The following is an 18900-nucleotide window of genomic DNA, read 5'->3' on the forward strand; positions in this document are numbered from 1 at the left end:
CAGCCGCACAGGAGCCGTGTGCCGTCATCCGCGACAGCGGGTCGGGTATCCGGCGCGGGCCGGACCGCATCTCCGTGCATCGCCCTGCCCCCATCACCTCCCTGGCGGCGACCGTGGTGTGTGGAGCCCCGCGTATGGCGTGACCCGCGTCCACGTCGCGGCGTCCCCCCGCCCCGTGGCGGACCGGGGCCCTCACCTGGCTGTCCACACGCGGCAGGGGAACGCCGTGGCCCTCGCCGACGGGTGCGCCGCCATCCTGATGGGGGCTGGCTGCTGTGGTTGGCGGTCGCCCCGGACCACCGCGGGCTGCTGCCCCTGTCGGCTCTCCGGGCCGACGTGCCGGTGTCAGCCGGGCCGGGTGTCACGCACCCGGGCCCGCGTCGAGCCGTCCCCGGAGGGCTGACCCCGTCTCCGGGCACGGCATCGCTCACGGACCACTCCCGCCTCCGTGTTCCTCGACCGGGCGGCCCTGAGCGAAGCGCTTGGACGGAGTTGGTGGACTCTTCCGTGTTCACGGCGGGCCTGTGCGGGCCTCCACCGTCCTGTGCCTGCTCGAAAGGGGCCCGTTGGCCGAAGGCCGCGCTTCGGTGACTCCCCGTCCGGAGTCCCAGGTGCGCCTGACCGTGCGAGACCCTCGGGCGTGACGTGTCCGATGAGGTACCGGCTGACGCGCCTTACGTGCCAAGAAAGTTTAATTCTCGACGATCGAGTTACCTGACCGCCGGGGTAGCTACCACCGCGAAGCAATACCACCGCGACCGGTCGACGACATCGGGGAGCCCATGAAGGACATCACCGCAACCCGCTTCACCCGGTGGCTCGTTCCACTGCTGGCCGTGCTGGTGTGGTTGGGCATCGGCGGCGTTCTGGGGCCGTACGCGGGGAAGCTCAGCGAAGTCTCCACCAACGATCAGGCCGCGTTCCTGCCACACAGTGCCGAGTCCACCCGGGCACTGGACGAGCAGAAGGCTTTCGGCCAAGCGGAGTCACTGCCGGCGATCGTGGTGTGGACCGCCGATGACGGCCGGGTCTCCGCTGACCAGCGCGCCTCGGCGAACCGGGCGACGGCCTCGCTCGAGGACGCCCCGTTCGTCGCCGGCCCCGCGTCCCCGGCACAGGTGTCGAAGGACCGGAAGGCGATGCGCGCGGTGGTACCGCTCAGATCCGACCTCGGCGAACGGCTGCCGGACGCCATGGAGCGGGTGCGGTCCGCGGTGGACCGGGTAGGAGGCGCCCGGGCCCAGATCGCGGGGCCGGGGGCCAGCCAGGCGGACCTCGGAGACGCCTTCTCGGGGATCGACGGCATCCTGCTCGGAGCGGGCCCTGGGGGTGGTGCTGCTCATCCTGCTGCTGGTCTACCGCAGCGTCCTGCTGCCGCTTTTGATCATCATCACCGCGGTGTTCGCCCTCGGCCTGTCCTGCTTCCTCGTCTACACCCTGGCCGACGTCGGCGCGGTACGGGTCGACGGCCAGGTCCAGGGCATTCTGTCCATCCTGGTGATCGGCGCCGCCACCGACTACGCACTGCTGCTGACCGCCCGCTTCCGCGAGGAACTCACCTCGGGACGAGAAAGGTTCGCGGCCGCACGGGCGGCCGTGCGCCGTTCGGTGGGCGCCATCCTCGCCAGTGCGGCCACCGTGGCCCTGGGCCTACTGGCCCTGCTGTTGAGCGATCTGACGAACAACCGGGCCCTCGGCCCCGTCGGGGCGATCGGCATCCTGTGCGCCGTGCTGAGCACGCTGACGTTCCTCCCGGCGGTCCTGGTTCTGCTCGGCCGCGTGGCCTATTGGCCGGCCACGCCGCAGCCCGCTGACCGGAGCACGGGGGGCCAGGGCGTCTGGCGGCGCGTCGCCGCCCGGATCGACGCACGACCACGCCGGGTCTGGGCCACCACACTGCTCCTGTTGATCACCTGTGCGGCCTTCTCTCCGCTCCTGAGCGCGCGGGGCGTCCCCCTCGACGAGATCTTCATCAATGACGTGCCCTCGGTCTCCGCCCAGCAGACCCTGGGACGGCACTTCCCCGGAGGGTCGGGCCAGCCGGCGGTGGTCATCACCGACGCGGCGGCCGCCAAGAAGGTCGTGGCCGCGGCAGTCGACACCCCCGGTGTCGACGGTGCGGCGGCCGTCTCACGCAGCGGACGACCGGGCGGTGAACCGCTCGTGGTCGAGGGGCGCGTACGCATCGACGCCACCATCACCGCCGCTCCCGACAGCGCGGCGGCCAAACGGACGGTGGAGCGCCTTCGTGACGCGGTCCACGTCGTACCGGGCTCCCGCGCCGTCGTGGGCGGCTATACGGCACAGCAGTTCGACACCCAGACCACCGCCGCGCACGATCGTCTCATCATCGTCCCCGTCGTCCTGCTGATCATCCTCGCGATCCTCGCCGGACTCCTCCGGTCCCTGCTGTTGCCGGTACTGCTGGTGGCCACGGTGGCGCTGAACTACCTGGCGACGCTGGGAGTGTCGGCCCTGGTGTTCCAGCACCTCTTCGGTTTCTCGGGCACGGATGCGTCGGTGCCCCTCTACGGTTTCGTCTTCCTGGTGGCACTGGGCGTCGACTACAACATCTTCCTGTTGTCCCGGGTCCGGGAGGAAACACTGCGCCATGGAACCCGGGACGGAGTCCTGCGCGGCCTGGTCGCCACCGGGGGTGTGATCACCTCGGCCGGCCTCGTCCTCGCCGCCACGTTCGCGGCCCTGATCGTGATCCCCCTCGCCTTCCTCGCCCAGATCGCCTTCATCGTGGCCTTCGGCGTCCTGCTGGACACCCTCGTCGTCCGATCCCTCCTGGTGCCCGCCCTGACCCTGGACATCGGCAGCCCGGCCTGGTGGCCGAGCCGTCTGCGCACCGAAGACCGGAAGAGGACCTCGGCGGCTTGAGCACGTGCGCGCTCCCGAGGCGGCGAGCAGCCGCCCGGGAGCGCGAAGCCATGGCCCCGGGCGCAGATGGCGACGCGCCCTCACGACGGCCGACCGCGCCCGCCGTTCGGCCGGTCGCCGGGGCCCTCCTCACCGGGTACTGTGCTGCCGCCCGCCTCCGGGCCGATCCTCGCCACCAGCTCGGCGATCCGCAGTGGGTCACGGCGGCCGCGCCGTTGAAGGCATGCAGCGCGATCACGCTGGTGAGCAGGCGTAGCCGGCGAACGGGCCCGCTCCTCGCGGACCTCGGGCGCCCGCGCGCCACGAGCCTCCTGCGGCGGCAGCGCCCAGGCGTACGTCAAACGCAACGGGCATTGCGCCACGGTGCCTCCCGCACCCCCGATCAGCGGCTGCCAGACTCGCGGGCGATCCGTCCAGACCTACGGTGATGGGGCGTGTGATGGCCTCCGCCCTGTACCAGTCCGCCTGCCCAACGGAGACCGGGGCGTTGTGCCCCCGGCCCTTCCACCGTGATGTTCATCCTGTCCGCGGCCGACTCCAGCCCTCGGCGCGACGCGGTCCCGGTTCATTCGTGCGGAACCACGGCGACCGGGCAGGCCACGTGGTGCACGGCCGCCTGCGCGACGGGGCCGATGCGGGGAGCCAGGGGTGGCCGGTGCTTGCGCCTCCCGATCACCAGCAGACCGCTGTCGCCGGTCGCCGCGATCACGGCCTGGGCCGGACTGTAGACGAGCCGCACGTCGTCCACGACGAGCGTCTGGGGAAATCTCCGGCGCCACGGGCCCAGGGCCTCTTCCAGTTCCCTCTGCGCCCTGTCGGCGAAGTCCTGGGAGACCGCCGGGTCCACACCCAGCCGGCCGGACGCCCTGAGGGGCAGGGTCCGGCCGTGGACGACCCGCAGCGGCGCACCGCGGGCGGCAGCGGCCTCGAAGGCGAACTCGAGGGGTTCGTCCTGGGGGTCGTGCAGGCTCAGCCCCACCACCACGGGCCGTTCATCGGCGCCGAGCTCGGGCTCCCACCCGTCTCGCCCGTCCGCGCGCACCAGGACCACGGGACGCTCGGCGCGGGCGACGACGTGAAGGCTGATGTCGCCGAAGAAAAAGCTCGCCATCCGCTCCAGCCCCCGTGAGCCGAGTACCAGCATCCCGGACGCCTCCGCCGCGTCGAGCAGGGCCCTCTCGGTCTCCTCCGCGACCAGCTCCTCCTCGACGCGAAGGCCCGGGCGGTCGCGCTTCAGTTCAGCCGCCGTGTCGTGCACCATCTGCCGCGCCCACTGATTGCGGACCTCCGTCCCGGGACTGTCAGCGGTCTGCGGGGACACCGGGGTCCACGCGTGCAGCAGCCGTAGCCGGGCTCGACGCCTCTCCGCCTCGTCGGCGCCCCACTGCGCGGCGGCGAGGCTCTCGGCTGAACCGTCGAGCCCCACGGTGACGACCTGTTCCATGGCAGTGCCCCCCATCTCGTGGGAAACCTCTTACAACACGTACCCCGAAAAGGGAGTAACCGCCACGGGGTCCGGTCCCGCCGGTGGGCTGGAGAACTCACGGGTGATCGCTGCGCCTACGGCGATTTGTCGCTCCACTGGGGTCGGATTCGGCCTAGGCTCCGAGCGCGCAGCCGGTTCGGAGAGCGGGGGCGGGCACCTGCGCCGCTTCACGGAACAGGGCCTCGGGAGACGTGCATGGCTTGGTTGGTCTCGCTGGTGGGTGTGGCACTCGTCATGGCGGCCCTGCGAGATCTCTTCCATACGCTCTGGCATCCCACACGCCACGGTGGCCTGAGCCGACTCGTCATGTCGGCGCTGTGGAAACTGGCCCGGCGGGTGCGGGGACGCAGGCGTGTGGTCGGTCTGGTCGGGCCGCTGGCCATGGTGACGGTGGTCGGAATGTGGGCGGTCACCATCATCGTGGGCTGGGCCGTCCTCTACTGGCCCCACATGCCGGGGGCCTTCGCCTTCACGCCTGGCTCCGGGGCGGCGGAGCAGCCGGCGCTGCTCGACTCGGTGTACTTGTCTCTCGTCATGGTCGCGACCCTGGGGCTGGGGGACGTCGTCCCCGCGGACGGCTGGTTGCGCTTAGTTTCACCAGTGGAGGCCCTGGTCGGCTTCGTCCTCCTGACGGCGACGGTCTCCTGGGTCCTCGAGATCTTCCCGACGCTGACGCGCAGAAGGGCCCTGGCGGTCCGGCTGGCACTGCTGCACGACGCGGATCCGACGTCCAGTCAGCTCGACTGCGCTACAGGTGCCTTGCTGCTGGAAAGCCTCGCCTCCGAAATCGTGCGCGTCCGTATCGACTTCACCCAGTACGCCGAGGCCTACTACTTCCATGACGGGGAAGACCACTCCTCTTTGGCCGCCACGGTCGGCTATGCCGCTGATCTCGCCCACCGTGGTCGTACCGCCCGGCGGCCGGACGTCCTCCTGGCTGGCGACCTGCTCGCCGGGGCGCTGAAGGATCTCGCCGACATCCTCGACCAGCGCTTTCTCCACACCGGTGGGGACCCGCCGAAAGTCTTCGCCGCATACGCCGCCGACCACGGCCGCAGCCCCGCGTGAGCTGTGGCTCTCGTGTCCAGGGCGGCCGCCCGAGGGCCAGCCCCGATGACCTCATGGACGAACAACCCCGTACGGCGTGCGCCAGGGGACTCTGCGGTTCGTCGTTCACGGGCTGATGGTCTCCCCGGTGGCACCCTGAGTATCAGACCCCTCATGCCGGGGTGCCAGCTCGCTACACGACGGGAGCGGTGGATGGCCTCCAGCGAAGCGACCAGTCGGGACACACCTGGTCGACGCTCCGATCAGTGGGCGCGCGACGCCGACGGGTCCGGCGCGCGCCCCAGCTCCCGCCCGGGGGCGGAACCACGTGTGGGGCAGCGGACCGAGACCCGCCGAACTCCCGTTCCGCGGGTTCCCGGTGTTCACGGCGCGCGCGCCTGCGCGGTGCCACCACCCGGGTGAACGGACGAGAAGGGGACCGGCAGCCCGGACGGGACGTCCACCGACTCCCGAACTTCCCACCCGCGCCGACGGGTCTGTCCGCGGAGGAGGCCCAGCGGCGGCTGGAGCTGCACGGACCCAACGAACTCCCGGCGGAGCCCCGCGCCCCCGTGTGGAGGCGGGTACTTCAGCAGCTGCGCGACCCGCTGATCCTGGTACTGCTCGTGGCCGCCGCGTTGACGACCGCCACCGGCGATCTCTCCGACGCCGCCGTCATTCTGCTCGTGATCATGGTGAACACCGTGGTCGGCGTCGTGCAAGAGGTCCGGGCGGAACAGGCGGTCATGGCGCTGTCCGCCATGAGCGCTCCCGTCGCCAGGGTGGTACGGGACCGTGCGGAACGGTACGTCCCGGCCGCCGAGGTGGTGCCCGGCGACCTGCTCCTGGTGGCCGAAGGCGACATCGTTCCCGCGGACGGACGGGTACTGGCCGCGGCGTCGCTGCTGGCGGACGAGTCCTCGCTGACGGGCGAGTCCGTTCCGGTGGAGAAGGCCCCTGACGGCGACGCCCCGCACGGCACGGTGTCGGCGGGAACCGTCGTCGTCCGCGGCCGTGGCCGCGTGGCGGTCACCGCCACCGGAGCCCAGAGCGCACTGGGCCGGATCGCCTCGCTGATGGGTGTGGCGCCCGGCCTGACGCCGCTGCAGCGGCGTCTGGCGAGGTTCGGCCGAGTGTTGGCGGCAGTCACCGTGGTGCTGTGCGCCGTGGTGCTGGTACTCGGCCTGGTACGCGGACAGTCCGTCGAGCTGATGATCGTGACCGCGATCAGCCTCGCCGTCGCCGCCGTTCCGGAGTCTCTCCCCGCTGTCGTGACGCTCGCCCTCGCGCTGGGGGCCCGGCGTATGGCTGACCGGCGAGCCATCGTCCGCCGGCTGCCGGCGGTGGAGACCCTGGGCTCGGTGACCGTGATCGCCACCGACAAGACCGGCACCCTGACCGAGGGCGAGATGGCCGCCGAGCAGTTGTGGACGCCGAGCGGCGAGGCCACGGTCACGGGGACGGGCTACGCGCCCGAGGGCCAGGTGATCCGCGATGGCGAGGACGTCACCGAGGCAGACGCCCCCGACCTGGCCTCGCTGCTGCGGACCGCGATGCTGTGCAACGACGCGGCGCTGGAGGCCCCCTCGGACCCCTCGACGGGATGGCGCGCACTGGGTGACCCCACGGAGGCGGCTCTGCTCGCTGCCGGAGCCCGCCTCGGACTGGAGCGCGCGGCGCTGGACCGCGAACTGCCGCGGGTGGAGGAGATTCCCTTCGACAGCGGCCGCAAGCGCATGACAACCGTGCACCGTCGGCCGGGAGGAGGGCTGCGGGTCGCATGCAAAGGTGCGCCGGAGTCCTTGCTCCGGCCGGGCATCCTGGCCGACGGCCCGGAAACGCTGGCCCGGGCATCGGCTCGGGCGCGAGTCCTGGCACGCCACGGATACCGCGTGCTCGCCGTCGCCTCAGCCGACCACGAGGAGACCGCGGAACCACCCCGGGCATGGGAATCGGATCTGAGCCTGCTCGGCCTCATCGGCCTCATGGACCCGCCCAGAAGCGCGTCGCGGGAGACCATGGCCGCCTGCGGGCGGGCCGGTATCGTCCCGGTCCTGATCACCGGAGACCACCCCTTGACGGCACAGGCCATCGCCGAGCGACTCGGTATCGCCTCCCGCGACGAGGAGGTCACCACCGGGGAGCGGATCGGGGAGCGTACGGCGGGCGAACTGACGGGAGTCCGGGTCTATGCCCGGACCACTCCGGAGCAGAAGCTGGACATCGTCCAGGCCCTGCGCGGAGCAGGGCAGGTCGTGGCGATGACGGGGGACGGCGTCAACGACGGCCCGGCTCTGCACAGGGCCGACATCGGCGTCGCCATGGGGCGGCGCGGCACCGAGGTGGCCCGCCAGGCAGCCGATCTCGTGCTGGCCGACGACAACCCGGCCACCATCGTGGCGGCCGTCGAGGAAGGACGACGTGTTTACGCGAACGTGCGCCGGTTCCTCCTGTACGCGCTCGCCGGGGGTACCGCGGAGATCCTCGTCATGCTGCTCGGCCCGTTCCTGGGGATGCCGCTGCCGTTGTTGCCCGCGCAAATCCTGTGGATCAACCTGCTCACCCACGGCCTGCCCGGCGTCGCCCTCGGCGCCGAGCCCGTGGCCCCGGACACGATGCGGCACCCTCCGCGGCCTCCCGGGGAAAGCGTGCTGGGTGCCGGTCTGTGGCCGAGAATCCTCTTCATGGGGTGCTTCGTCGCCGCGGTGACCCTCGTGGCCGGGGTTTGGGCCCGGGAGACCGGCCGCCCCTGGCAGTCCATGATGTTCCTGATCCTCGGGGCCACTCAGCTGGGGGTGGCACTCGGATCCCGGGCTCGGCCGGGCAGCCTGGCCAATCCCTTTCTGCTGGTCGCGGTCGCTGCCGCACTCTGTCTCCAGGCGGCCGGCGTCTATCTGCCCGCCCTGCGTGACCTCCTGGGCACGGATCCGCTCGCGCCCATCGACCTGATCCTCGCCGGCGCACTGTCCGGGCTCGGCCATGTCGTGATGCATCTCCAGACCCGGCTGAGACCGGAACGGCCACCGCACGAGAACTCGCCACCGGCTCCGCGCAGTTGATCCCCCCGCCGCCGCGCGCTGCTTCAACCGCAGCAGCGGTCGGACAGCAGGTGCTGGGCTCTTGGCTGTCGCCGTGCTGGCACAGCCAGCCATCGCAAGCCGACTTACCCGGCGCCGAGGATGATGCCGCGGCCCGCGTAGAAGTGGTCCAACCGTGCCCACGGTACCGGGGCATTCTGCTGTGACGTGTTCGGGTATCCGGACGGATTGTGAATCAACAGGTTGTCCTCGGTGGCGCGGACCGCGAGTACCAAGTGGCCACCTGTGTGCGGAGGCTCAGTGTGGGGGTGGCGAATGGATGGGTGCACGGACAACATCGCGAACTGGCCACGAGCCAGCACGGCAGGAATCTCCGCGGCAGGCAGGTTCGGGCGAGCCTCGGCGAACAGGCCGAAGCGGTCACCGACCCAGTCGGCGAACGGAGCGTAGATGAGCCCACGCAGGCCATCGCCCTGTTTGACATAGGCTCCAGCCGCCACGCACTCCGCCGCGATCTCCATCGGTGTAGGGGCGACATAGCCGAAGTGCTCGAGAGCCATACGCAAGCAAGCGACCCCGCACAGCCGCCAGGACCACCACTCGTACTCCTCAGGAGTGGAAGCTCCGTATTCGGCCCAGGCCGGATCCTCGCTGGCCTTCAACTTGCCGGTCACGATGTCTTCCACGAGTGGGGCGGAAGCCCACTGGGCGTAGTAGGGAACCGACTGCACACTGAAGGTCACATCGCCCATGATCATGGATCCTACCCCCGTGGGATGCGGGCGCCCCGGAGCGCGTACCACGCCGCGGGAGGGTTGATCTTGCGCCGGTATCGTTCGTCGATCTGCTGAAGTGAGCGAGCGATCGCCCCGCGAAGCGCGAAGACGCCCACAAGGCCGGGCCGCCGACTGTTGAGGCCGCGCTGGAGCAGCTCTCAGAGCTTCAGGTCCAGCGGATCCAGAAGGTTGCCGGGGGCGACCCGGACGCCTGACCCGGGGGCGTCAAGCCAAGCCCCTCACCGGCGAGGCCACCCCGACGCGATCAGCGAACGCGCCATCTCGCGCACATGGCTTCGACGTTGAGGTCGAGCACTCCCTATCTCTTCCCTCCCCCGGGTGCCGGCAGCGTCCCCCTCATGAGCTGCCCGCGGTCAGTCGACGGAACGCAGACGGTCCAGCTCATCCCCGATCGCCTCGCGCAGCGGGTCGTGCTGCGGGCCGAGGGCGAACCGCTCGTCGGTCCAGTGGGTACGGGGATGGAGCCACACCGGCCGGCCCACCAAGTCGGCCGGCTCCCAGTCGAATCGCGGCCATATGTGCGCATGCAAGAAGCTGTCCGTGTTACCCAGGATCTCCAGATTGACCCGCCGGAAGGCCGTATCCATACGACGGGACGCTCTCTCGACTGCTTCTCCGAGCTGATCCATGTCGGACAGGAAGGCCAGCCGCTTCTCCCTGGGCAAGTCCGACAGTCTCTCCACCTTCGGATCGTCCACCAGGAGCACCGAGTAGCCCGGCAGGAATTGGACATCGCCGATCGCTGCGAATCCCGCGTTCAAACGCCGCAGTACAGCGGGGTTTTCGCCGCGTAGGGCGCTTCCGATCCGATCCGAGCGCCAGTCATCAGCCATCACCAGAGCCTACTTGACCGCGTCACCCGCCTCCGAGAAAGGCATCCGGGAGCGCCAAACCGGACCGCTGCCTCCTTCAAAACCAGTGGAACGGCACAGCTGTGCGCCGTTAGCGTGCTGTCGGAACAAGCCGTCCAGTCAAGGGCATGCCGTTGTACACCCTGTGAGACACCCCGAGCGCTGATTCGTCGCGCGCCGCGCATCATGTGCGCCGCGCTCCTTTCTGCTGCGGACTTCTCACTGAAACCGGTGTACTCCTGTGCTCAATAACTGGGTGATCCTGCCCACCAGCCTGCCCATCGCTCTCCACCGTTGCCTCCACACCCGACTGCCGCAACGTGCGGTGGCCGGGCACCTTGATCAGGTGCCGCCACCTGCGTCCGTCTTCCGTGACAGGACTCCCCCGTGGAGCAGGCAGGAGCCACCCCGGCACGGCCCTGGTGGCATCCCTCTCCGGCTCAGGAACATGTGCGCTCCGGTCTCAGGGCCGACCAGGTGCCGGAGGCGGCAGTCTCGACCACGTCACCGTCGCGTGTGAATGCCGCGGGCGCACAGGGCCAGCTACGCCACCTGGGGCATTGGTTCACGGTGCTCGCAGCAACGCCCCTCTCACGCGGTATGGAACAGGTGCCGGCCACGATGAGTGAGTGGGAGATGTACATGCCGAAGTACCTGGTGATGGCCAGTTACAGCGTCGATGGCACCAAGGGGGTGCTCGCCGACGGAGGTACGGGACGCAGGGAGGCCATCAAGCGGGAGCTCCAGTCGTGCGGGGGGTCGCTGGAATGGATGTACTTCGCCTTTGGAGAACACGATCTGTACGTCGTCGTCGACATGCCCGACAACGTGTCGATGGCCGCCACCTCCATCGCGGCACGAGCAAGCGGCGCCGTTCACTCCAAGGCCGTACCGCTGCTCAGCCCCGAAGATCTCGATGCCGCGACGAAAAAGCAGGTCGACTACCGGCCTCCCGGCGCCTGAACCGAAGGGGACAACGAGAGTGGCCAGGGTTCCACGACCTCACACCTGAGTACTCGCCCTGGGTATGGGGGAGGATGGGCCCCGCACCACCACAGCCGACCTCGGCCTCATCGGGACAGGAGCGGGCTCAGCGGGGACAGGCCCGTCGGCCTCACCTCCCATGAGCGCGCGGCGTGACGGGCGCCGTCGCGGCCAACCGGTGGCCCCTCCTGATCGACCCGCCTCGTACGAGAAGGCCGCGCGGCTGGGCATCGCGGGCGCCCCGCCCACGCGACGGTGCGGCCGCCGACATCGCGTACGGCCGCCACCGCAGAACCCGCGCTGACCTGCGGTGAGCGAAGCGACGTGCGGCACTGGGACCCCGGACGAGAGTGCCCGGCAGGCCGACACCAATGCCGGGGTTCTTCGACGATCGGCCGGCGGCGATGGCCACCGCCGCCGCATCACTCCCGTCTCCCGGCCTGCCGCCTGCCCGCTCCCGGAAAGTGAGCGACTCTCAATAATGATGAAGTCATCAGCACAGATGACATGTCATTCTCTTGAGGCTATCGTCATCTGTGAGGCAGACGGTTACGAGTGCTCAGCGCCCGCGTGACCACAGGACGACATCACCTCAGGAGCGAGCAATGACGCGAGCCCGACCGGTCGACGACGTACCTCAGGGTCTGATCCCATCGCGCCACTCCCATGGACCGACGCACAGGACCTCCTCCCGACGGCACGACCCTCCCGGCGTATCGCCAAGCGCGGGCAGCGCCCAGATATGCCCACGGACGAACCCACACCGCGTCGCCACCCATGGGACCTGCCTCGGCCGCGCGGACCAGTCCGCCACCCGGTCCCGGCATGACGAAACCGAAGGTTCGACCCTCCCGCTCCATTCCGTAGGCGCCGACCCGCGCGACCGATGACCTCCGCCACCGCAGAAGGACTGCGCAAGACATTCGACGCCGGTGCGCCGATCGCCGCCTTCCTCGTCGGACATGGCCTGCGGGGAACGATCGCGGGTGCGGCCGCCGCCATCGTCGCCGCCCTCGTCATCGCCTGCTGGAGCCTCCTGCACGGCCGTCAGATACGGCTCATCGGCGTGTCACTGGGCATCGTGCTCATCCACTCCCTGTTCGCCTACCACACAGGTGAAGGTCGGGACTTCTTCCTCCCGGACCTGCTGGTGAACGGCGTGCTGACCGTCGCCTTCGGCGGCTCTCTCGTCACCGGCCGCCCCCTGACCGGACTCATCTCCCGCTGGTCGGGTAGCGAGGTATCCACCTGGTACCGCGAGCAGGACAGGCTGCGGCTGCACCGCAAGCTGACCCTGCTGTGGCTCGGACTGTGGGGCCTGCATCTCGCACTGTTGCTGCCGCTCTACGCCGCCGACGCGGTGGTCGCCCTCGGCGTCGCGTCGATCACGACGGGCAAGCCCGCCGTCCTGGTCTGCGCGGTGCTGTCCTGGCGCGTCGTACGACGCGGCGCCGCCTCTCCGGTTCCCCTCTCCCCTGCCGTCGTCGCCCCGCAAGACAAGGAACCCCACTCATGACAACCACGGTCACCCTCACCGGAACCGGAGTGCCCTATCCGGAGCCGGGCCGTGCCGGCGCCGGTACGCTCGTACGCCACAGTGATATCGCCCTGCAGTTCGACGCGGGCCGGGCCACCACACTGCGCCTGGCGGAAGCCGGTCTGCGCCCCTACGAACTCAGCGCGGTCTTCGTGACCCATGTGCACAGCGATCACGTGGTGGACCTGCCGGACCTCACCATGGTGCGCTGGGTGCAGAGCGCCGTCTTCCCGGCCGGGCCGCTGCCGGTGCTGGCCCCGGCCGGCGAGGCGATCAGCTTCCTGAACCGCATGCTCGACCCGTACACCGGCGACATCGAAGCTCGCATGGCCCATGTCCAGTCGGACACGCCCTCAGCGGCCATCACATCGTTCCGCGTACCGGCGACGCCGCAGGAAGTGTGGCGCAGCGCTGACGGCTCGGTGACGGTGACAGCGGTCGGTGTGCACCACGAACCGGTGAAGGAGGCGGCCGCCTACCGTATCGACACACCGGACGGCGCGGTCGTCGTCTCCGGCGACACCCGGGTCTGCGCGGAGGTCGAGGACTTGTGCCGTGGCGCACAGGTACTGGTCCATGAGGCGTGCCGCATCACCGCGCTCGAGGAGGCGATCCGCGGCTCCGTCTTCGAGAAGATCTTCGACTACTACGCCGACACGGTGGCACTCGGCGCGATGGCCAAGCGCGCGAGAGTGCCGCACACCGTCCTGACCCACCTGATCCCGGCACCGTCGACACCGGAGGCCGAGGCCGAATTCGAGCGGGACCTCAGGGAGGGCGGCTACGAAGGCAAGGTGTCGGTGGGCCGGGACCTGATGGGCTTCGAACTCACCGGAGGGTGAGACAGGCCGGGCGGAGGGGACCACGCCCGATCCGCCCGGCCGCGCCGGTCGCGGCCTTCCGCCGTACGCACCCGGATGACTCTGCCGCACGACGCATGGGCATGCCACAGAACTGAGATAGCCATCAGAAGTGTGACTGGCTATGATCTCCGGCATGCCGACAGCTCAACAGCCCATGAACCGACTCGACCGGCGCAAGGCCCGCACCCGTCAGGCACTCATCGACGCGGCCCGCACCTTCCTCGCCGAGCACGGCATGGCGGAAGTCAGCATCCAAGACCTCACGGAGGCCGCGGACGTCGGCTTCGGTTCCTTCTACAACCACTTCACCAGCAAGTCGGAGCTGTTCCACGCGGCCATCGCCGAAGTACTCGAAGAGCACGGCCAGCTTCTCGACGAGGTCACCGCCGGTATCGAGGACCCGGCCGAGGTCTTCGCCACCTCGGTACGCAAGACCGCTCGGCTGATCTGGACCCACCCCCAGATGGCCCGGATTCTCGCGCAGACCGGCCTGTCCTATCTGACGTCGGAGAAAGGCCTGGTCCCCCGGGCGTTGCGGGACATCAAGCGCGGCATCGAGGCCGGCCGCTTCCACGTCGACAACCCCTACGTCGCCGTCGCCACCACCGCCGGCTCCCTGCACGCTCTGATCAACCTCTGGCTCGGCAACCCCGAGCTCGTGGACGAGGCCGCCTGCGACGAGCTCACCGAGCAAGTCCTGCGCATGCTCGGCATGACCCGCCGCTCCGCCCACGCCATCGTCAACCGGCCCCTCCCCCAGAGCTGAGACGGCCGCCCCGGCCCCGCCCCGAGGGGCCGGGCTCAGGGGATCGATGCGCACCACTGCACGGTGCGCCGTCGGGCGTCGCTCCGGGCGGCGTGTCAGTCGTACGCCTTCATGCACAGCAGGGTCGCACCATCATCCACCTTCGTGGACCAGTAGGTATGGGTGTCGTACTGCCCGTGGCGACAGACATCGGCGCTACCGCCGGTGGCCCGGTAGATGTCGGTGACGACCAGGATCTCGTTGTACGCCGCGGGGACCCGCCGGTCCGTGCAGTTCGGGGACGACAGCATCGCGACGCTGCTGACATCGGTGCCCTGACGCTTGGCGAGGAGGCAGTCGCCCTGGTGGTACTGGCCGGTGAGGCAGAGCGCGGACCGCTGGCCGCTGCTGGTGGAGTAGTACGACCAGGTGGCCTTGGCCGTGCCGGAAGTGCAGTTGCCAGTGGTGCCGACAACCTTCACTCGACTGCCGTAGCCGCAGGACGTCGTGTTCGGTTCGTCCTCGCTCCAGTCGTACTTCGTGAGGCCGCCGTAACCAGTGTCGACCACGTCCAGGCAGTCGCCGTACGACACCGCCTTGAAGGCGGATTCGGTGGGGTCGGGCGTGGGAGAGCTGGTGGTCGGGTCGGGTTCGGGCGCGGTGTCGTCCGAGTCGCCGCCCGACGAGCCGGAGGAGGTGTCGCTGTCGGTGCCACTGTCCCCGAGGCCGTCACCGAGGCCACTGGATCCACTGCCACTGGATCCGCCGCTGGTGGACAAGGTGGTCACCCGCGAGGTGGGGGTGCCCTTGGAGGTGTCGTCGTCCTTCTTCTCCCAGGGCTGCCAGATCAGCATTCCGATCACGAGCGCGGCCACGAGCACGCCGCCCCAGCCTTCCGAGGAATCCGATTTCTTCGCCGGCTTCGACGCCGCTCCAGGCTTCGGAGCGGCCTTGGGCGTCGAGGTGGTGCTGGTGCTCTTGCCCGTCGCCGAGCTCTGGGTCTTCGCCTGCTGTAAGCGCTCCTGCTCCTTGCGCTTCTTCTCTCGCTCCCGTTCCTTCTGTTCCCTCTCCTTCCTCTCACGCTCCCTCTGCGTCTTCTCCTCCTTCTCCTTCCTCTCCCGTTCCCTGCGTTCTCTCTCCCTGTGCTCCGCCGCTTCCTTACGCGCGACTTCCCTGCGCCTGCGCTCCTCCTCCGCGCGGCGCGCGGATTCCCGCGCCTCCGCCTGCTCCCGCTCCTCGGCCTGCGCCCGCACCAGGGCGTCGCGCTGGCGTCGCAGGGCCTCCAATTGCTCGCGCATCCCGCTGATGGCCTCGTCCGCGCCCTCCGCGGTACCCCCGGCGCCAACCCGGGTCGGCGCCTCGGCGGCGTCGAAGTCCACCGCTCCCGCGTGGAGTTGACGGCCCTGCTCCGCGTACTCCTCGATCAGCGCCGTCCACGGCCGCGGAAGCCACCGGTTGTCGCCCCGGTCCCCCGTCGTCCGGTCGAGAGGGTCCAGTGCCTCCTGGAGCACCACGGACGGAGCGGGACGCCGTTCGGGATCGACTTCCAGCAGGGGAAGGACCAGCGGTTCCAGTTCCGGCGGCAGCCCGCTGACGTCGAGCTCGCCACGCTGGACAAGAGCCAGCACCCCGATGGAATGGTCGGTCTGCGCATACGGCGGCCGGCCCATCGCGAGGAAGAAGAGCGTGGCGCCCAGGGAGTACATGTCGGACGCCGCGGTGGACTTCCGTCCGCACGCCTGTTCAGGTGATGCGAACGCGAAGGTGCCGATGGTCGTCGTGGAGCTGGTGTGGTCGTGAGCGTGCGAGATGCCGAAGTCGATCAGACGGGGACCGTCATGGGGCAGCAGGACGTTCAAGGGTTTGACATCCCGGTGGACGACTCCCAGACCATGCAGCTCCACCAGCGCTCGCGCGGTCCCGGCGGCCACCCACCGCACACCGTCGACCGGCAGCGTCCCGGCGCTGACGACGAGCTCGGCCAGGCTCGGCGCCGGAATGAACTCGATGGCGAGCCAAGGGCGCTCCGCCCTGGGGTCGGCGTCGAGCACCGTGGCGGTGCAGGCACTGTCGACGCGGCCCGCCAGCTCCACCTCGCGGGCGAACCGCTCCCGGTCCGGCCTGCTCACGACGCCCTCGGCCAGGAGCGTCTTGACCGCGACGAGCCCGTGGTCCACAACGGTTCCCGTGGGCCCCGCGACGCTGGCGGGGGTTCCGGGTGCCTCCTGCCGGGCGAGATAGATGCGCCCCATCCCGCCGGTGGCGATCCGCCGCAGCAGGCGATAGGGGCCCAGTCGCCGCGGATCGCTGGATTCGAGTGAAAAGAGCTTCATCCCGGTCATGCGGCGTCACTCCCCATGTGCGTCCCCCGTCCATGCCGTTCTCCGGATGTGCCGGATGGCCCGTCGCGCCAGTGCGCGTTCCGCACGGCGGCGAGCGGGCCCGGGCCGCACCGCCTCTGTTGGCGGACACGGTTCGTCACGGCAGCGGAGGCGTGCGTACGGCGCGGGACCAGTCTGATGTCCCCTCACCCGGCAGTGGAAGTGGTTTCTGGAAAATATTCCAGAAGGGTTGGCCTATGCTGGCCGCGGCGAGGACCCGGAGTCCTCCCTTCAGCACCGCCGGACCGGGGACGTGTTCTCGATGAGCCCGAAGCAGCAGCGCGGCGAGGCCACCGTCGAACAGGTTCTGGACTCCGCGCTGCGCATCTACACATCCTCCGGTGAAGCCGGCCTCACCGTCGGCACGATCACCAAGAGCAGCGGCGTCAGCGCCGGGAGCGTCTACCACCATTTCGGCAGCCTCCAAGGGGTGCTCAACGCACTCGCCCTGCGCTGTCTGGGCCAACTCCTGGAGGAGCTCGCCACCGCGCTCCAGGCGACGACCGACGCACGCTCCGGGGTCCGGGCCGTCGTCCGGGCCTACCTGACATTCGTCCGGACCCACCCCGACGAGGCCCGGCTGCTGCACTCCGCCACGATCGACCATGAGTTCATGTCCCGGGGCGATCAGATCCGGGACTCCCAAGAGGCTCGCCTGACACTCTTCGCACTCTGGATACATGCACGTCAGGACGTCGGCGAGCTCGCTGCCCTGCCCGGACCCCTCATCGAGTCCCTCGTCCTCGGGCCGACAACGGCGGTCGCCCGTCGATGGCTGACCATGGGAGACGTCGACCTCGAGCAAGCCGCACGGACACTGCCCGACCACATCTGGCGCTCGGTCAGCCCCTGACCCGCACACGGTGGGAAGAAAGGCGATACGGAGACGAGGCCGGGGCCGCTGCCTCACGTTCATACCTGTGTGAACGCCGTCCCCGGTCCGCGGCGTGGCTGCCACGCCGCGGACCGGGAGGCTGGCAGCCGGCCCCGCGCTACCAGCGGGCTGACTGCCGACGTCCCCGGGCTCAGCCGGTGACGACGCCGCTCTCCTCGATGACGACCTTCTTGGCGGGCGCGCCGGAGTGGCTGCCGAGCGCCTCGATCGCCTTGACGATGTCCTCGCCTTCGACGACCTCGCCGAACACCACGTGCTTGCCGTCCAGCCACGGCGTCACCACGGTGGTGACGAAGAACTGCGAGCCGTTGGAGTCCGGGCCGGAGTTGGCCATGCTGAGCAGGAAGGGCCTGTCGTGCTTGAGCTGGAAGTTCTCGTCCGCGAACTTCGCACCGTAGATGCTCTTGCCGCCGGTGCCGTTGCCCTTGGTGAAGTCACCGCCCTGGAGCATGAACTCGGGGATGACGCGGTGGAAGGGTGCGCCCTGGTAACCGAACCCGTTCTGACCGGTGGCCAGCTCACGGAAGTTGCGTGCCGTCTTGGGCACCACGTCGTCGAAGAGACGGAAGACGATGCGGCCGAGGTCCTCACCATTGGCCGAGACCTTGAAGTATACGTTGTCACTCATACCTCAGATTCTCCACAACGGATCAAGCTAAGTCGAAACAGCCCCTCCGTATGGGTCGACGGTGGTTCCGGCGAACCCGGGCAGAGCGGGCAGGCCCGCCCCGCCCCGTCGGCTCACCGCCTGGGGGTCACCGCCCGATCGGTTCTATGGCGATGATCCTCTCCGCACCGCGGGAACCGAGCACGGCAAGTTTGGTCTCCGTGCCATCACCCCAGGTCAGGGTGGTGACGGCAGAGTAGTTGTTGCCATTTCCGTTGTCGGTGACGGTCCACTTCACCGGCACATTCTGCGAGCGCAGCACGCCATCAGCGTTGTGACTCCGCTCCCAGTCCATCAGCGTCTTGTCCAGCCCCGGGGACAGGTAGTGCCTGCGGAGCACGGTCGACAGCGCACCGCTGCCCTCGTCGTTCCTCGCGTCCTTCCGTGCGTCGATGTACGCGCCGAAGAAGTCGCTCACCCTGGTGAGCGGAGAAGTGGGGCTGCCGGACACCCTCTCCGGGAACGCCTGCTTCGTATTGCCCTGGGCGGCCTTGATCTTGACCGCGGCGGCCTGCGCCGCCACCGGCTGCCGGTCCGACCGGTCCGCCTCGGACGCGGAACTCGGCATCGCCGCCACGGTCAGAGACATCAGCGCGGCGGCCACTCCCCCGGTCATCACCAGCTTGGCGCGGGTCGTCTTCTTGCTCATCCCCATGTCTTCCTCTCCCCGGCTTCCCCGCCCCTGCCGTGCGGCCCGATGGACCGTCCCGCCTGACGTGAAGC

General features: G+C 69.7%; 13 protein-coding genes and 1 pseudogene. 8 read left to right on the forward strand and 6 right to left on the reverse strand.

Annotated elements, in window-relative coordinates; translation table 11 throughout:
- Window positions 1–782: 782 nt before the first annotated feature.
- A pseudogene (locus AC07FT_RS28930) lies at window positions 783–2886 on the forward strand (MMPL family transporter).
- Between the two features lie 565 nt (window positions 2887–3451).
- Here the strand turns inward: AC07FT_RS28930 and AC07FT_RS28935 are convergent.
- On the reverse strand, window positions 3452–4330 hold the full coding sequence (locus tag AC07FT_RS28935; protein WP_479178877.1) for a universal stress protein: 879 nt from the start codon (window positions 4328–4330) through the stop codon (window positions 3452–3454).
- A gap of 237 nt (window positions 4331–4567) precedes the next feature.
- On the opposite strand from AC07FT_RS28935, the gene AC07FT_RS28940 reads away from it, so the two are divergent.
- On the forward strand, window positions 4568–5440 hold the full coding sequence (locus AC07FT_RS28940; protein ID WP_479178878.1) for a potassium channel family protein: 873 nt from the start codon (window positions 4568–4570) through the stop codon (window positions 5438–5440).
- A gap of 398 nt (window positions 5441–5838) precedes the next feature.
- A complete protein-coding gene (locus tag AC07FT_RS28945; RefSeq protein WP_479178879.1) occupies window positions 5839–8478 on the forward strand; it encodes a cation-translocating P-type ATPase in 2640 nt (879 codons plus the stop codon).
- Window positions 8479–8582: 104 nt separating this feature from the next.
- On the opposite strand, the gene AC07FT_RS28950 is transcribed toward AC07FT_RS28945, so the two are convergent.
- Window positions 8583–9209, reverse strand: a complete 627-nt coding sequence (locus AC07FT_RS28950; RefSeq protein WP_479178881.1) for a C39 family peptidase — start codon at window positions 9207–9209, stop codon at window positions 8583–8585.
- Window positions 9210–9607: 398 nt separating this feature from the next.
- Window positions 9608–10087: a diadenosine tetraphosphate hydrolase gene (locus tag AC07FT_RS28955; RefSeq protein ID WP_479178882.1), complete on the reverse strand. Its 480-nt coding sequence runs from the start codon at window positions 10085–10087 to the stop codon at window positions 9608–9610.
- Window positions 10088–10492: 405 nt separating this feature from the next.
- Here AC07FT_RS28955 and AC07FT_RS28960 point away from each other — a divergent pair, with 405 nt between their 5' ends.
- The 4 genes from AC07FT_RS28960 to AC07FT_RS28975 all read left to right on the forward strand — a co-directional run bounded on the left by AC07FT_RS28960 (window position 10493) and on the right by AC07FT_RS28975 (window position 14255).
- A complete protein-coding gene (locus tag AC07FT_RS28960) occupies window positions 10493–11068 on the forward strand; it encodes a GYD domain-containing protein (protein WP_479178884.1) in 576 nt (191 codons plus the stop codon).
- A 907-nt stretch (window positions 11069–11975) separates the two neighbouring features.
- Window positions 11976–12605, forward strand: coding sequence for a DUF3159 domain-containing protein (locus AC07FT_RS28965; RefSeq protein WP_479178886.1), 630 nt, complete (start codon window positions 11976–11978; stop codon window positions 12603–12605).
- Window positions 12602–13468 carry an MBL fold metallo-hydrolase gene (locus AC07FT_RS28970; protein ID WP_479178887.1) on the forward strand — a complete coding sequence of 289 codons (867 nt, stop codon included), beginning with the start codon at window positions 12602–12604 and terminating at the stop codon, window positions 13466–13468. The genes AC07FT_RS28965 and AC07FT_RS28970 overlap by 4 nt, the downstream gene beginning before the upstream one ends.
- Before the next feature lie 154 nt (window positions 13469–13622).
- The gene (locus AC07FT_RS28975; protein WP_479178888.1) at window positions 13623–14255 is read left to right on the forward strand and encodes a TetR/AcrR family transcriptional regulator; all 633 of its coding nucleotides are present in this window, start codon (window positions 13623–13625) and stop codon (window positions 14253–14255) included.
- 95 nt (window positions 14256–14350) lie between these two features.
- Here AC07FT_RS28975 and AC07FT_RS28980 read toward each other — a convergent pair whose 3' ends face one another.
- The gene (locus AC07FT_RS28980) at window positions 14351–16576 is read right to left on the reverse strand and encodes a serine/threonine protein kinase (protein WP_479178889.1); all 2226 of its coding nucleotides are present in this window, start codon (window positions 16574–16576) and stop codon (window positions 14351–14353) included.
- A 301-nt stretch (window positions 16577–16877) separates the two neighbouring features.
- Here AC07FT_RS28980 and AC07FT_RS28985 point away from each other — a divergent pair, with 301 nt between their 5' ends.
- Window positions 16878–17468 carry a TetR/AcrR family transcriptional regulator gene (locus tag AC07FT_RS28985; RefSeq protein WP_479178910.1) on the forward strand — a complete coding sequence of 197 codons (591 nt, stop codon included), beginning with the start codon at window positions 16878–16880 and terminating at the stop codon, window positions 17466–17468.
- 172 nt (window positions 17469–17640) lie between these two features.
- Here AC07FT_RS28985 and AC07FT_RS28990 read toward each other — a convergent pair whose 3' ends face one another.
- Window positions 17641–18138 (reverse strand): peptidylprolyl isomerase, encoded by a 498-nt coding sequence (locus AC07FT_RS28990; protein WP_479178891.1) that lies wholly within the window; start codon window positions 18136–18138, stop codon window positions 17641–17643.
- 127 nt (window positions 18139–18265) lie between these two features.
- Window positions 18266–18826, reverse strand: a complete 561-nt coding sequence (locus tag AC07FT_RS28995; RefSeq protein WP_479178893.1) for a hypothetical protein — start codon at window positions 18824–18826, stop codon at window positions 18266–18268.
- Window positions 18827–18900 lie beyond the last annotated feature (74 nt).

This window comes from Streptomyces sp. NPDC045899, assembly GCF_056431485.1.